The sequence below is a fragment of the Nonomuraea sediminis genome (assembly GCF_018531495.1).
GTDB lineage: Bacteria > Actinomycetota > Actinomycetes > Streptosporangiales > Streptosporangiaceae > Nonomuraea > Nonomuraea sediminis.
Window position 1 is genome coordinate 41504 of sequence record NZ_JAHDTI010000021.1, and the last position, 14067, is coordinate 55570.

Annotated in this window: 18 protein-coding genes and 1 pseudogene; 11 read left to right on the plus strand and 8 right to left on the minus strand. The window is 70.0% G+C overall.

Going from position 1 to position 14067, the window contains the following annotated elements:
* Positions 1-31: 31 nt before the first annotated feature.
* The 3 genes from KIK09_RS52120 to KIK09_RS52130 all read right to left on the minus strand — a co-directional run bounded on the left by KIK09_RS52120 (position 32) and on the right by KIK09_RS52130 (position 2183).
* Positions 32-823, minus strand: a complete 792-nt coding sequence (locus tag KIK09_RS52120) for a class I SAM-dependent methyltransferase (RefSeq protein WP_214327065.1) — start codon at positions 821-823, stop codon at positions 32-34.
* Between the two features lie 74 nt (positions 824-897).
* On the minus strand, positions 898-1944 hold the full coding sequence (locus tag KIK09_RS52125; protein WP_308164807.1) for an ABC transporter substrate-binding protein: 1047 nt from the start codon (positions 1942-1944) through the stop codon (positions 898-900).
* Between the two features lie 17 nt (positions 1945-1961).
* Positions 1962-2183, minus strand: coding sequence for a putative acetyltransferase (locus KIK09_RS52130; protein ID WP_214327066.1), 222 nt, complete (start codon positions 2181-2183; stop codon positions 1962-1964).
* A gap of 105 nt (positions 2184-2288) precedes the next feature.
* Between KIK09_RS52130 and fdxA the strand changes: the two genes are divergently transcribed.
* The 3 genes from fdxA (at position 2289) to KIK09_RS52145 (ending at position 4479) form a co-directional block, all read left to right on the plus strand.
* Positions 2289-2615: a ferredoxin gene (fdxA, locus tag KIK09_RS52135; RefSeq protein WP_214327067.1), complete on the plus strand. Its 327-nt coding sequence runs from the start codon at positions 2289-2291 to the stop codon at positions 2613-2615.
* A gap of 55 nt (positions 2616-2670) precedes the next feature.
* Complete coding sequence (dapC, locus tag KIK09_RS52140) at positions 2671-3741, plus strand: succinyldiaminopimelate transaminase (protein ID WP_214327068.1); 1071 nt, start codon at positions 2671-2673, stop codon at positions 3739-3741.
* Between the two features lie 66 nt (positions 3742-3807).
* Complete coding sequence (locus KIK09_RS52145; protein WP_250575210.1) at positions 3808-4479, plus strand: DUF4178 domain-containing protein; 672 nt, start codon at positions 3808-3810, stop codon at positions 4477-4479.
* Positions 4480-4481: 2 nt separating this feature from the next.
* Here the strand turns inward: KIK09_RS52145 and KIK09_RS52150 are convergent, their stop codons facing one another.
* The gene (locus tag KIK09_RS52150) at positions 4482-5312 is read right to left on the minus strand and encodes a hypothetical protein (protein WP_214327069.1); all 831 of its coding nucleotides are present in this window, start codon (positions 5310-5312) and stop codon (positions 4482-4484) included.
* Between the two features lie 36 nt (positions 5313-5348).
* On the opposite strand from KIK09_RS52150, the gene KIK09_RS52155 reads away from it, so the two are divergent.
* The 4 genes from KIK09_RS52155 (at position 5349) to KIK09_RS52170 (ending at position 8865) form a co-directional block, all read left to right on the plus strand.
* Entirely contained in the window at positions 5349-6173 is an 825-nt protein-coding gene (locus KIK09_RS52155; protein WP_214327070.1) for a 2,3,4,5-tetrahydropyridine-2,6-dicarboxylate N-succinyltransferase, read from the plus strand.
* Entirely contained in the window at positions 6173-7228 is a 1056-nt protein-coding gene (gene dapE / locus KIK09_RS52160; protein ID WP_214327071.1) for a succinyl-diaminopimelate desuccinylase, read from the plus strand. The genes KIK09_RS52155 and dapE overlap by 1 nt, the downstream gene beginning before the upstream one ends.
* Positions 7229-7459: 231 nt before the next feature.
* Positions 7460-8254 (plus strand): LOG family protein, encoded by a 795-nt coding sequence (locus KIK09_RS52165; protein ID WP_214327072.1) that lies wholly within the window; start codon positions 7460-7462, stop codon positions 8252-8254.
* Between the two features lie 23 nt (positions 8255-8277).
* A complete protein-coding gene (locus KIK09_RS52170; protein WP_214327073.1) occupies positions 8278-8865 on the plus strand; it encodes an LOG family protein in 588 nt (195 codons plus the stop codon).
* On the opposite strand, the gene KIK09_RS52175 is transcribed toward KIK09_RS52170, so the two are convergent.
* Positions 8842-9123, minus strand: a complete 282-nt coding sequence (locus KIK09_RS52175) for a hypothetical protein (protein ID WP_214327074.1) — start codon at positions 9121-9123, stop codon at positions 8842-8844. The two genes, KIK09_RS52170 and KIK09_RS52175, sit on opposite strands and share 24 nt — an antisense overlap.
* 28 nt (positions 9124-9151) lie before the next feature.
* On the opposite strand from KIK09_RS52175, the gene KIK09_RS52180 reads away from it, so the two are divergent.
* Both KIK09_RS52180 and KIK09_RS52185 read left to right on the plus strand, forming a co-directional pair.
* Positions 9152-9925 (plus strand): DUF2339 domain-containing protein, encoded by a 774-nt coding sequence (locus tag KIK09_RS52180; protein ID WP_214327075.1) that lies wholly within the window; start codon positions 9152-9154, stop codon positions 9923-9925.
* Positions 9922-10470, plus strand: coding sequence for a DNA-3-methyladenine glycosylase I (locus tag KIK09_RS52185; RefSeq protein WP_214327076.1), 549 nt, complete (start codon positions 9922-9924; stop codon positions 10468-10470). Before KIK09_RS52180 ends, KIK09_RS52185 begins: the two co-directional genes overlap by 4 nt.
* A gap of 175 nt (positions 10471-10645) precedes the next feature.
* On the opposite strand, the gene KIK09_RS52190 is transcribed toward KIK09_RS52185, so the two are convergent.
* The 3 genes and pseudogenes from KIK09_RS52190 to KIK09_RS60435 form a co-directional block, all read right to left on the minus strand.
* Positions 10646-11422: an enoyl-CoA hydratase/isomerase family protein gene (locus tag KIK09_RS52190; protein WP_214327077.1), complete on the minus strand. Its 777-nt coding sequence runs from the start codon at positions 11420-11422 to the stop codon at positions 10646-10648.
* A gap of 15 nt (positions 11423-11437) precedes the next feature.
* The gene (locus KIK09_RS52195; protein WP_308164823.1) at positions 11438-12046 is read right to left on the minus strand and encodes a PaaX family transcriptional regulator; all 609 of its coding nucleotides are present in this window, start codon (positions 12044-12046) and stop codon (positions 11438-11440) included.
* A 3-nt stretch (positions 12047-12049) separates the two neighbouring features.
* Positions 12050-12214 (minus strand): annotated as a pseudogene (locus tag KIK09_RS60435) (PaaX family transcriptional regulator C-terminal domain-containing protein); the annotation flags it as partial.
* 180 nt (positions 12215-12394) lie between these two features.
* Between KIK09_RS60435 and KIK09_RS52200 the strand changes: the two are divergent.
* Together KIK09_RS52200 and KIK09_RS52205 are read left to right on the plus strand one after the other, a co-directional pair.
* Positions 12395-12562, plus strand: a complete 168-nt coding sequence (locus KIK09_RS52200) for a DUF3117 domain-containing protein (protein ID WP_020545024.1) — start codon at positions 12395-12397, stop codon at positions 12560-12562.
* 74 nt (positions 12563-12636) lie between these two features.
* Complete coding sequence (locus KIK09_RS52205; RefSeq protein WP_214327079.1) at positions 12637-14043, plus strand: leucyl aminopeptidase; 1407 nt, start codon at positions 12637-12639, stop codon at positions 14041-14043.
* Positions 14044-14067: the final 24 nt, after the last annotated feature.

The following is a 14067-nucleotide window of genomic DNA, read 5'->3' on the forward strand; positions in this document are numbered from 1 at the left end:
CAAAAAGGCCCTACGCACCATGGACTACGCATCAGCGCCGAACGGCGGCGAAGCGTAGGCGAACGTAGTCGGCCATCCATCCGCTCTCGCGCCGCAGCGCGGGCGCCGCCAGCTCGTTGACCCGCCTGAGCAGCGGATCCACGATGTCGGGCGGGAGCCCGTCAAGCACCGAGGCCGCGTACATGCGCACCCAGTCGGCCGCCCCGCCGGGGCACTCGTCGAGCGGCGTGGTCCTGTCGAAGTATTCGAGCAACCTGACCACGAAGCCCTCGCGCTCCAGGCGCTGGGCGTACTCGGCAGGGGTGGGAAAGTACCACGGCAGGTCCGGCTCACGCAGGCCGTACTCCCGCCATGCGGTGAGCATCGCGGCGGTCAGCTCCGCGCAGTTGCCCGCCCCGCCCATCTCGGCCACGAAGCGGCCGCCGGGGGCGAGCGCCTCGCGCACGTTGGCGATCACGGTGCCGGGGTCGCGGCTCATCCAGTGCAGGGCCGCGTTGGAGAAGACGGCGTCGTAGGCCTGGACCACAGTGAAGTCGTGGCCGTCGCCGACGATGAAGTCGATGCCCGGGTGCTGCGCCAGGGCCTTCTCGATCATGGCGGGGGAGCCGTCGATGCCGAGCACCTCGGCTCCCCGCAGGGCGATCTCGGCGGTCATCACGCCGGTGCCGCAGCCGAGGTCGAGCACGCGCTCGCCCGGCTGCGGATCGAGCAGGTCCACCAGCGGACGACCGTTGGCGGAGACGTATCCGAAGCTGTTACTGCGAAGACGCTCCAGACTCGGTGTGTCGTATCGCAAGACGATCAGCTCACATTCGTCAGACATCGGGCCCCCGTGGCCGTGCTGTCCGCTCACTTTAGAGCCTGATTGTCTCTACGACATATCAAGTCACATCCGCATCATCGCCATTCGTGCTTGATGTATGCCTTTGCGGCATCTTGCTGCGGGATCGTCAGCAGCACCGGAGCCCCAGGTGCGGCGGGGAGTCTGGCCGCCTGCTCGGTGTCGAGAGTGCCGCGCATCATCATGGCCTCGCCGCGCGCGGGGCGGGCGTAGCCCTTCTGCAGCAGGTTCTGACCCTCGTCGGAGAACAGGAACTCCTGCCAGAGCCGGGCGGCCGCCGGGTGCGTGGCGTTCTTGTTGATCGCCTGCACGTAGTAGGCGCCGAGCGGCGCGTCGCGCGGGATCGTGACCTTCCACGCCTCGGCGTCCTTGGCGGCCCTGGCGGCGTTGAGGTGGTCCCAGTCCACGATCACGTTGGCCTTGTCCGCGGTCGTCAGCCGGCCCGCCTGCTTGATCTTCTCGAACAGGTTGACGCCCTGCTCCACGCGCGGGGTGCCGGACTGCAGCGAGGCCGCCATGACCCCGTCGAAGGCGGCCGCCGAGCGCAGCGGGTCGCCGTCGAGCGCCACCGTGTAGCCGGGTTTGACCAGGTCGGCGAAGGACGTGGGCGCCTGCACCCTGCGCGGGTCGTACCCGATCGACATGTAGCCGCCGTAGCCCGCGTACCAGGCGCCCTTCGGGTCCTTGACGTGGTCGGGCAGGTCCTGCCAGCCCAGCACCTTGTACGGGGCGAACTTGCCGGCGTTGGCGACGGCCACGTCCAGGGTCAGGTCGAACACGTCGGGCTTGAGCTCGCCGGCGGCCTCGATCTCGCGGCTGCTGTTGGCGCCGGGCTCGAGTTCGTTGACCTTGACGCCGTACCTGTCGGCGAAGGTGTCGATGATCTCGCCGTAGTTCACCCAGTCACGGGGAATGCCGATGACGTTGAGCGAACCCTCCTTCTTGGCCTCCTCGGCCAGCCGCTCCATCGTGCCGAAGCCGACCTTCATGGAGGCGGCGTGCGCGTTGACGGGCGGTGGAGGCTTCTGTGTGGTGGTCGACGCGCCGCAACCGGCGCTGACGAGGATCGCTGCAAGAGCTGCTGCGCTGGTACGTACGGTCACAGACTGAATACTTACCGCTACCCACCCTGGGGTCGAGGAGGCACCACGCGGGCGGCGACCAGCATCTCTTCAAGGATTTCCACGACCGTGCCGTCCTGTTTGCGAACGCGCAACACTCCGGCGTCCCACGATTCGAGAATTCCCACCGCGTCGCTGAACCCGCCGGGGACCCGCCTGCGCGTGGTGATCCGTGCGCCTATGTCGGCAGATGTGATCCTGATCACCAGGCGTGCGGGCACGAGTTTGCCACCCTCCGTTTCGGCCAGTTGGCAAGCACGGCAATACTAGGTGACAGCAAACCGCGGTCGGAGTCGTGCCATGGTGCGGAGAAGAAGGAGCTCGAGGTGACCTACGTCATCGCGCAGCCTTGCGTGGACGTCCTGGACAAGGCGTGCATCGAGGAGTGCCCCGTCGATTGCATCTACGAGGGCGAGCGCATGCTTTACATCCACCCCGACGAGTGCGTGGACTGCGGCGCGTGCGAGCCTGTGTGCCCCGTCGAGGCGATTTTCTACGAGGATGACCTTCCCGAGCAGTGGAAGGACTACTACAAGGCGAACGTGGACTTCTTCGAGGACCTCGGTTCGCCCGGTGGCGCCTCGAAGGTCGGCAAGATCGACAAGGACCACCCCCTCATCGCCGCTCTGCCGCCGCAGGCCGAGGGCGAGTAGTCAGTTCCCGGGGGTTCGGTACGGCCGGCCGTACCGGACCCATGTCTGGAGAGCCGTGAACAAGCTTCCCGATTTCCCGTGGGACCGGCTGGAGCCGTACAAGGAACGCGCTCTGGCGCATCCCGACGGGATCGTCGATCTGTCGATCGGCACGCCGGTCGATCCGGTGCCCAGGGTGATCCAGGATGCCCTGATCCAGGGCGCCGACAGCCCCGGCTACCCGCTGACGCACGGCACTCCCGCGCTGCGTGAGGCGGCGGCGGGGTGGCTGGCGCGCCGCCACGGCGTCACGGTCGAGCCGCGGGACGTGCTGCCGCTGATCGGCTCGAAGGAGTTCATCGCCGCGCTGCCCGGCTACCTGGGCGCACAGCGGGTGGTGTTCCCCGAGCTCGCCTACCCCACCTATGACGTAGGGGCCAGGTTGGCGGGGGCCTCCGCAGTCGCCTCGGACGGGCTGCTCGCGCTCGGGCCGGAGAAGGTGGACCTGGTCTGGGTGAACTCGCCCAGCAACCCCACCGGACGGGTGCTGCCCGTCGAACACCTGCGCAAGGTGGTCGCCTGGGCGCGCGAGCGCGGCGCGATCGTGGCCTCCGACGAGTGCTACATCGAGCTGGGCTGGGAGGAACAGCCGGTCTCGATCCTGCACCCGTCGGTGTGCGAGGGCTCCCACGAGGGGCTGCTCGCGGTCCACTCGCTGTCCAAGCGCTCCAACCTGGCCGGATACAGGGCCGGGTTCGTCACGGGCGATCCCGCGCTGGTCAAGCGGCTGCTGGAGACCCGCAAGCACGCGGGGATGCTGATGCCGCAGCCGGTGCAGTCCGCGATGACGGTCGCGCTGGGCGACGACGCGCACGCCGAGGCGCAGCGGGAGCTGTACTCGGCCAGGCGGGCGGTCCTGCGGCCCGCGCTGGAGCGGGCGGGGTGGCGCATCGATCACTCGGTGGCCGGGCTGTACCTGTGGGCGTCGAACGGGGAGAACGCCTGGGATCAGGTAAGCAAGCTCTCCGAAATCGGGATTTTGGTCGCGCCGGGCGAATTCTACGGACCAGCAGGTGAGCGACACGTCCGCGTGGCGCTGACCGCGTCCGACGAACGCATCGGTGCGGCGGTGGGCCGCCTCCAGTAGGATCGCGCCTCATAAGTTGATAAAGGGCGTTAGCCGAGGCAGACCGCGAGTGGAGCGAGCTGATCGATGAGCATGACCTCCATGGTCGTACTCGGGCTGAGCATCGCCACCGTCCTCCTGCTGCTTGGGGCCTTCGTGGCCACCATGCGCCAGGACAGGAAGGGCCGCACGACCGCGCCGCCTGCCGAGGTCGCTCCCGTCGAGACCCCGCTCGCGGCGCCCGTGAGTGTGCCCGGCCATGTCGGCTCGGACTACGACGATCCCCGGACCATCAAGGTCGGCGATCGGATCGAAGTGCACGGCTCGCCCTCGCGCGTCCGCGGCGCCGTCTTCGTGTCCTGGCAGGGGCAGGAGTGGACGGAGTACGTCCTGGAGGAGGGCGTCGCCCGCACGCGCTGGCTCTCGGTGGAGGTACGGCAGGGCCTCGCCTCCGGCGATCCGCCCCACCTGGAGGTCCTCGTCTGGACCGACGTCCCGACGCAGGGCATGGTGCCGGCCAAGAGCATGCTCATCATGGAGGGCATGGAGTTCTTCCCCATCGAGCGCGGCACGGCCGCCTTCCGCACGGAGGGCGACAGCGGCTACCCGGAGCGGGGCCTGCTGGACTTCGCCGACTACCGCGCCTCTGACGGCCGCCTGCTCTCCTTCGAACGCGTCCAGGGCGCCTCCTGGACCGCCAGCTACGCCGAGCCCCTGCCCCCCGGCTCCATCACCATCGTCAGCCGCGCCCCCAACTGAGGTCAGGAGAGTTCGACCGCGTTGGCGGTGGGTTTGGTGGTGGGCCGCCAGCCGTCGTCGTCCGTGGCGGCGGCCGCGGCGGACCAGGCGTTGCCGCCGTAGGCGACGCGCTGCAGGCCGTACTTCTGGGCGTGCGCGACCGACCAGGAGGCGATCAGCCAGCCGCGGCGCTCGGTGACGGTGTCGGTGCTGCCGAGCGCGCGGGTGAGCTGGCGGCGGGCCTCGTCGGTGCGCGGCTGCGGCTTGGGCGTCTGCGCCTTGGGCGGCGGGTAGCTGCAGTGCAGGGCCTTGGGGACGCGGCCGGTGAAGGCCGAGGCCAGCAGCTTGGCGTCCTCCTCGTGCACGGCGTAGGCGTAGCCGCCGGCCGAGCGCTGCACCGCCTGGGCGGCGTCCGCGAGCGGGATCTTGCGGTAGTTCTTGACCTTCACCAGCGCGGCGAAGAATTTGTTCGAGGCGTAGACCGGGTCCATCAGCTGCTTCTTGGTGCCCCACCCCTGCGAGGCGCGCTGCTGGAAGATGCCCACCGAGTCGCGGTCACCGTACTTGAGGTTGAACAGCTTGGATTCCTGCAGCGAGGTGGCCAGCGCGATCACCACGGCCCGCTCGGGCAACCTGCGGCGCGCCGCGACGGCGGCGATCGTGGCCGACATCTGCGCCTGCTCGGGGTCGAGCCCCAGCTCGCCCTTGTCGGTCTTGACCATGCAGTGAGCCTCGGCGACCACCAGCGGAGCGGTCTTTTTGAGCAGGTTGTACAGGCCCACGGAGATTCCCACCGCGAGCACGACGACGATGACCGCGATGGCGATGACTCCGCGGGAGAAGCGCAGGCGCACCCTGAAAAACTACCCGGCCAGATAGGCTCCGTGGCCATGAGTCTGCAGTCACCCTTGCCCGCCGCGATAGACGAGCTGTGGGCGCGCCGCGACACGCTGTCACCGGAGGACGCCGAGGCCCGCAGCCTCGTCGTGGGCGCCATCGACCAGCTCGACACCGGCAGGGCCAGGGTCGCCCGGATCTCCGGCGACGAGGTGACCGTGGACGAGCGGGCCAAGAGGGCGATCCTGCTCAGCTTCAAGGTGCTGGGCATGGCCCGGTCGCAGGTGGGTGACTTCCAGCATCTCGACAGGCATCCGCTGAAGACCACCTTCGAGGGAGTGCGGGTGGTGCCGGGGGCGATCGCCCGCTGGGGCGCCTACCTGGCCCCGGGCGTGGTGCTCATGCCGTCTTTCACCAACATCGGGGCCTACGTCGACCAGAACACCATGGTGGACACCTGGGCCACGGTCGGCTCCTGCGCCCAGATCGGCAAGAACGTACACCTGTCCGGAGGAGTCGGCATCGGCGGCGTGCTCGAGCCGCCGAACGCGGTCCCGGTGGTGATCGAGGACGACGCGCTGATCGGCAGTCGCGCGATGATCGTCGAGGGCGCCCGGGTGGGCCGCGGCGCGGTCGTCGGCGCGGGCACGATCCTGTCGGCGTCGATCCCGGTCATCGACGTCGAGAGCGGCGAGGAGCTCGGCCGCGGCCGCATCCCCGACTGGTGCGTGGCGGTCAGCGGCACGCGCCAGAAGCGGTTCCCCGGTGGCACGTTCGGCCTGCCGTGCGTGCTGGTGCTCAAGCGCCTCGAGCCGGGCCAGCGACACGACAAGGCGGCACTCAACGAGGTGCTGCGCGAGCACGGGGTGAACGCCTGATGTTGGACCTCACGCAGGACGTCGGTGACCTGACCGCCGCCATCGTGGACGTCGAGTCGGTCAGCGGCGACGAGAAGGCGCTGGCCGACCTGGTCGAGGAGGCGCTGCGGGCGCTGCCCCACCTGACCGTCGACCGTTCCGGCGACACGGTCGTGGCCCGCACCTTCCTCGGGTACGGCGAGCGGGTCCTGATCGCGGGCCATCTCGACACCGTGCCCGTGGCGGCCAACCTGCCCAGCCGGGTCGAGGGCGACCTGCTCTACGGCTGCGGCACCACCGACATGAAGGCAGGCGTGGCCGTCGCGCTCAAGCTCGCCGCGACCGTGACGAACCCCGCCAGGGACGTGACCTACGTCTTCTACGACTGCGAGGAGGTCGAGGCCGAGCGCAACGGCCTCAACCGGGTCGCCCGCGACCACGCCGACTGGCTGGCCGCCGACTTCGCCGTGCTGATGGAGCCCACCGACGGCGTCATCGAGGGCGGCTGCCAGGGCACGCTGCGCGTCGACGTCACGGTCAGGGGCAAGCGTGCCCACAGCGCCAGGTCCTGGTTCGGGGTCAACGCCATCCACGGCGTCGAGCCGGTGCTGGCCAGGCTGAACTCCTACGAGGCCAGGCTGCCCGTGGTCGACGGCCTGCAGTACCACGAGGGGCTCAACGCGGTCGGCATCAGGGGCGGTGTCGCAGGCAACGTCATCCCCGACGCGTGCGTGGTGTCGGTGAACTACCGCTTCGCCCCCGACCTGACGATCGAGCAGGCGCAGGACCACGTGCGCGAGGTGTTCGACGGGTTCGAGCTGGACTTCACCGACGCCGCGCCCGGCGCCAGGCCCGGGCTCACCCATCCGGTGGCGGCCGCCTTCATCGCCGCGGTCGGCGGCACGCCCCGCGCCAAGCTCGGCTGGACCGATGTCGCCCGCTTCTCCGCGCTCGGCGTGCCCGCCGTCAACTACGGTCCTGGTGACCCGAATCTGGCGCACCAGCAGGGGGAGTACGTGTCGCTGCCGCTGATCGCGGAAAGCGAGCGGGCCATGCTCGACTGGCTCCGCACATGAAAGTGGCTCTCCTCGCCGGCCATTTGGCGGGGAGAGCCACTTTCAGTCCCGAGCAGCACCCTCGCCGATTAGACGTAGGCTCCTCGAAATCCGGTTCCCTGTTTCTTTCAAGATTTTTTAGAGAAGCTGAAATGGCCTCTGACCAGGGACTCCTCCATCGGGATGGGCTCGGAGGGGAGCTCGGACGCCGGGAGACGCCCAATTCGCGCAAGACGGGCTAGCGTGCTCCCTATGAAACAGACACGTCCGGAACGCCGCCAAGGACAGGCCGTGGTCCGTGGCAATCTGGTGCCCTCCTCCACGCACGACCAGCGCCTGCTCGACCGGCAGGGGCCCGCCGACTGGGTGCACATGGACCCGTGGCGGGTGCTGCGCATCCAGGCGGAGTTCGTCGAGGGTTTCGGCGCGCTGGCCGAGCTGCCTCCGGCCGTGACCGTGTTCGGCTCGGCGCGCACGCCGGACGACTCGTCCGAGTACGAGCTCGGCGTGCGGCTGGGCCGGGCGCTGGCCGACGCCGGATACGCGGTGATCACCGGGGGCGGGCCGGGCGTCATGGAGGCGGCCAACCGCGGCGCCACGGAGGCCGAGGGCATCTCGGTCGGGCTCGGCATCGAGCTGCCGTTCGAGCAGCGCATGAACGACTACGTGGACCTCGGGATCGAGTTCCGTTACTTCTTCGTCCGCAAGACGATGTTCGTCAAGTACTCCTGCGGCTTCATCGCGCTGCCCGGCGGGTTCGGCACGCTCGACGAGCTGTTCGAGGCGCTCACGCTGGTGCAGACGCGCAAGGTGACCTCCTTCCCCGTGGTGCTGATGGGCAGCGACTACTGGGGCGGGCTGCTGGAGTGGATCAAGCATTCGCTGCTGGGCGGCGGCAAGATCTCGCCCCAGGACCTCGACCTCATCCACCTCACCGACGACGTCGACGAGGCCGTGCGCATCGTGGCCGACGCCGACCTGGCGCGCTCCAGGCAGCGCGAGGAGGAACTGGCGGCGGTCGCGAGCCAGCCCGCCGAACCCCAGTAGAGGGCCCCGAATAAGCTCGCTCCGTGAATATCTGCGTCTTTTGCTCCTCCAGTCAGAAGATCGACCAGAAGTACGTGGACCTGGCGGCCGAGGTCGGCACCGAGCTCGCCACGCGCGGGCACACGCTGGTGAGCGGCGGTGCCACGGTCTCCTGCATGGGGGCTGTGACCAGGTCCACGCGGGCGGCGGGCGGGCGCACCGTGGGAGTCATCCCGCAGGCGCTGGTGGACATCGAGATCGCCGACACCGAATCGGACGAGCTGATCGTCACCGCCGACATGCGCGAGCGCAAGGGCATCATGGACGCCCGCGCCGACGCCTTCCTGGTGCTGCCGGGCGGCATCGGGACGCTCGAGGAACTGTTCGAGATCTGGACGACCCGCGTGCTCGGCCTGCACGACCGGCCGCTGGTCATCCTGGACCCGTGGGGGCTGTTCGAGCCGCTGCGCCAGCTCGTCGACAACCTGTACGAGGCGGGATTCACCCGGGCCAACATCTTCGACGCGGTGTCGTGGACGACCTCGGTGGAGGAGGCCTTCGAGCACCTGGAGGGGCGGGCCAAGCCGGTGCGGCCGAGCGTGGAGGAGCTAGGCGAGTCCGCGGCGGGTTAGCGCAGGGGGCCGGTTGCCCGCCAGGGAGTCGGTCATCTCCAGGGCCTGCCGTACCTCGTCCATGTATTCCGTGACGAATACCCGCGCTCCATGCCAGAAGTAGACGGCCGCCGCGGCGAGCGCGGCGTCGAGCGGGGACGGCAACGTGACCAGCACGGTCACGCCCGCGGCGGACAGTTCGGCGGCCTCCGCGGGGGTCCGGGCCTGCGTCCACGCGGGATCCCAGGGCGCGCCTGGGGTGACAAGTGCGGGCATCATGCCCCGATGGTATGAGTACGATGCCAATGTGCTGGTCGTCGTACTCGCCATCGCCGCGCTCGCCATTCTGGCCTGCGTCGTCTTGGTCTCCCTCGGTAGGGGCGGTGAGCTGACCGAGTTCCCGCCGGACGTGCCGCCGCTCGATCTGCCCGAGCCGGGGCAGCTGACGGCGGTGGACTTCATGGCGCTGCAGCTGCCGGTCAACCTGGTCGGGTATCACACGCAGAGCGTCGATGAGACCCTGCGGCGGGCCGCCAGCGCCATCAGCGCCCGCGACACCAGGATCGCGGTGCTCGAGCAGCGCGTGTCGGAGCTGCTGTCGAGCCGCCTGCACGCCCGCCAGGAGGTCTACGCGGCGCCGGGCAACGGACCGCGCACCGAGCACGAGCCGGAGGCGCCCGTCCGCCCCGCGCTGCCGGAGGAGGGCGACCAGGTCTACGCCCCACCGTCGTTCGGCAGGAACGACCAGCCCGAGGTACGGCAGGCCGCGACGCACCCCTACGAGGCGCTGACGTCCAAGCCGGGACCGGCCGAGGAGCCGGAGAGCCCGCCCGCCGTGGAGCCCGTCGAGGCACGTCAGGACGAGGCACGTCAGGACGAGGCCGACCAGGCCGAGGTCTTTGAGGGAGAGGCCTTCGAGGGCGAGGTCCGCAAGGCCGAGGACCTCGAGGGTGAGCCCGAGCACGTCGAGGCCGATGAACCGCAAGGGGAGCAGGTGCGCGTCGAGGAGCCGGCGGCGCGGGACGAGGACGAGGAAGCCGTGCGGGTCTCGTGGGGCAAGGACGAGGGCGAGCGCCAGTGACCGAGCTCATCCGCTGCGAGTGGGGAAACTCCACTCCGCTGTACACGGCCTACCACGACGAGGAGTGGGGCCGCCCGGTCCACGGCGACGACAAGGTCTTCGAGCGCGTCACGCTCGAGGCGTTCCAGTCGGGCCTGTCGTGGATCACGATCCTGCGCAAGCGGGAGAACTTCCGCAAGGCCTTCGACGGCTTCGAGATCCCCAAGGTCGCCGCCTACACCGAGCATGACGTGGAGCGCCTGCTGGCCGACGCCGGCATCGTCCGCAACCGGGCCAAGGTGGAGGCCGCGATCGCCAACGCCAGGGCCGCGCTCGACCTGCCGGGCGGGCTGTCGGAGCTGGTCTGGGGGTACGCGGATCCTGCCGCGCCCGTGCCGAAGACGATGGCCGACGTGCCCGCCGTCACGCCCGGGTCCAAGGCGCTGGCCAAGGAGCTGAAGAAGCACGGGTTCCGCTTCGTCGGCCCGACGACGGCCTACGCGCTGATGCAGGCGATCGGGCTGGTCAACGACCACATCGAGGGCTGCATCGCCCGTCAGCCCTGAGCCCGCCGAGCCCAGGCCGCAGCTGTAGCGCGCCTCTGCACACCCCCAAGGACATGCGGGGCTTCAAGTGCGCCCACCCTCCGCAGGACGGCGACCGGGCCTTCCAGGACGGCCTGGAAGGCGCTGAGGACGCCGTGGAGCGGCAAGCAGGGCTTCGTGCACCTGGTGGGGGACCTCACTTCCCCTGGAAGGTGGGCCGCTGTTTGGCGAGGAAGGCCTGCGTGGCGTCCTGGTGGTCCTGGGTGGCCACGCAGGCGTCCTGCAGGTCGGCCTCCAGGGCCAGCGACTCGGCCAGGGAATGCGTGGCGGCGAAGGCCAGGGCCTGCTTGGTGGCCGCGTAGGCCCTGGTGGGTCCGGCGGCCAGCCGTACGGCCAGCTCGTGCGCGGTCTTCAGCACGTCGTCGGCGGGCACCACGCGCGTGACCAGGCCGAGCTCGAAGGCACGGGCCGCGTCCAGCGGCTCGCCGAGCAGCAGGTGCTCGGCGGCGCGGCCGGGGCCGACCAGGCGCTGCAGCGTCCAGGACATGCCCGAGTCGGGCGCCAGCCCGATCCCGGTGAAGGCGGCGGCGAACTTGGCCTTCTCCGAGGCGACCCGCAGGTCGCAGGCGAAGGCCAGGGCGGCGCCCGCGCCGGCGGCCACGCCGTTGACCGCGGCCACGACCGGCTTGGGCATCGTGGTGATCAGCTCGACGATCGGGTTGTAGTGCTCGCGCACCGTGTTGGCCAGGCCGCGGCCCGCCTCGAGGTTGTCGGCGTGCTCGCGCAGGTCCTGCCCGGCGCAGAATGCCCTGCCCGACCCGGTCAGCAGCACCGCCCTGACCGATTCGTCGGCCGCGGCGTCGCGCAGCGCGCCCAGCAGGGCGGTCTTGAGCTCGGCGGTGAGTGAGTTCATCGCGTCGGGTCGGTCGAGCGCGATGGTGGCGACGGCGTCGGTCACGTCATAGCGGATCAAAGAGTGCTCCCTCGGTCATGTCAGCTGTCTGTCGACGAAGGCGGCCGCCGCCGGCAGCAGGCGGGCCGCCTCCTGCTCGAAGTAGATCCTCGCCTTCTCACCCGGCCACCCGGCGGGCAGGAGCTCGGCGGGCAGGCCGGGATCGCGGAACAGGAAGTTGCGCCACCCGTGCACCAGTCTGCTCCTGGTGGCGAACACCTGATCACCTGGGGCGTTCTCCGGCAGCGCCGCGACCAGTGTCACGGCCTCGGAAAGCCACTGCTCGTAGGCCGCGCCGATGGCCTCCAGATCCCAGGCCCTGGCCAGCAGCTCCCGCGGATCGCCCTCCAGCGCCGCGTCGAACCTGTCGGCCTCGATGCCCTCCGCCTCGAGCAGGTGGTCCAGCTCGATCGACGAGCGCGGCCCGATCCACGTCGTCTCCGACAGCGAGGCGTAGCCGAGGAAGGTCAGGTCGGCTCTGATCCGCTCCCTGCGCGGGCGCTCCTTGACCGGTGCGAAGACGATCAGGTGCCAGCGGCCGCGCCAGGTGATCGTCCCGGCTCGGTAAATTCTCAGCGCTGCCTCATCCAGGCGTCTGACGCACTTCGGGGTCAGTCCGTAGCCCGGCCCGGGCGGTAGTCTCACCGGCCGCAACCACCCCTGACGCACCATCCGCGACACTGCTGTCCGCACTGCGGGAGGCGCGATTTCCAGGGGTTTCATGAGCCTGACGAGGGCGGCCACGGACGCCTGACCACCGCGTGTGCGCAGGTGGTCTCCATAGAGGTCGAACAAGCCAGCACGCGCATGCACGAAGTCCAGTTTGGACGCCTTCGACCACCTCGACAACGCATTCTGGGAGGAGATCGTTACCCATGAGGGCTCGCGATGCGGGAGAATAGGACATCACAGAAGACGTGAATGCGCCGGTCGCCTCCGTGGGCGGCCGGAAATCGCGGGCCGCGGGAGCCCAAGGCAGGAAGGGATGCACGCATGGCGGCGATGAAGCCGCGGACCGGCGATGGTCCGCTCGAGGTCACCAAGGAAGGGCGCGGCATTGTCATGCGGGTCCCCCTGGAGGGTGGCGGCCGGCTCGTCGTGGAGATTTCCGCCGACGAGGCCAAGGCACTCGGCGAGGCGTTGAAGAACGTCGTCGGCTGAGAGCTCCCCGGATTAGATGACGGCCCTGGCGTGCGAGAACTCGCGCCGGGGCCGATTACGTTTGGAGATATTCCGTGCCCATTGAGACCACTGCCGCGGTGGTCGCCGAGGTCCCCCACGACGCCGAGCTGCTGGCCGTGCCGTACTCCTCGGACCTCATCCCCGCCCTTCCCTTCGACCTGCCGGTCCCCGTCGCCGGGCTGCTCGCCCACCACGAGGCCAAGGGCGAGCCGGGCGAGATCGTCGAAGTGCCGGTGACCCGCGGTGACGCGGTCGGCAGGGTGCTGCTCTACGGCGTGGGCGACGCCTCACAGAAGGCGCTGCGCAAGGCCGCCGCCGGCCTCACCCGCAAGGCCAAGGGCCGCGCGTCGCTCGCCGTGGTCGTGCCCGACGGCGACGTGGCGGCCTTCGCCGAGGCCGCCCTGCTCGCGGCCTACACCTTCAAGATCGGCGCCCCCGGCAAGACCCCTGTCGGCACGCTCACCCTCGTCACGTCCGACGAGCAGGCCGTACGGCGAGGCCGCCGCATCGCCGAGGCCGTCGCGCTCGCCCGCGACCTGGCCAACATGCCCGCCTCGGTCAAGAATCCCGCCTGGCTGGCCGAGCGCGCCGCCGAACAGGGCGTTCCCGTGCGCGTGTGGGACGAGGAGCAGCTGCAGGCCGGCGGCTTCGGCGGCATCCTGGCCGTCGGGCGCGGCTCGGCCAGCCCGCCCCGGCTGATCCAGCTGTCCTACACGCCCGACTCCTACGACAAGCACGTCGTGCTGGTGGGCAAGGGCATCACGTTCGACTCGGGCGGCCTGTCGCTCAAGCCGACCGACAACATGAAGACCCAGAAGACGGACATGGCGGGCGGCGCCGTCGTCATCGCCGTGATCGGCGCGCTGGCCTCGCTGGGTGCCCGGGTCCGGGTGACCGGTCTGATCGCCTCGGCCGAGAACATGCCCTCCGGCACCGCGCAGCGGCCCAGCGACGTCATCACCCACTACGGCGGCCGCACGGTCGAGGTGCTCAACACCGACGCGGAAGGCCGCCTGGTGCTCGCGGACGCCCTGGCCTACGCCGACTCCGAGCTCGACCCCGACGCGGTGGTGGACATCGCCACGCTCACGGGCGCGATCTCGGTGGCTCTCGGGCGCAACATCGGCGCCGTGTACTCCTCCGACGACGAGCTGGCCGAGGCGCTGGTGTCGGCCGGGCGGTCCAGTGACGACCGGCTGTGGCGGATGCCGCTCATCGACGACTACGCGCCCGCGCTGGAGTCGTCGATCGCGGACCTGGCCAACGTGGAGTCGGGGTCGCGCTTTGGCGCGGGCTCGATCACCGCGGCGCTGTTCCTGCGGGAGTTCGCCGGCAAGCGGCCGTGGGCGCACCTGGACATCGCGGGCGTCGGGCGGAGCACCGTGGACGAGGGCATCCTCACCAAGGGGGCCACCGGGTTCGGGGTCCGGGTGCTCCTCGACTGGCTCACTAATTCCTGAAATTTCGGGGTTTTAGGCGGCTCG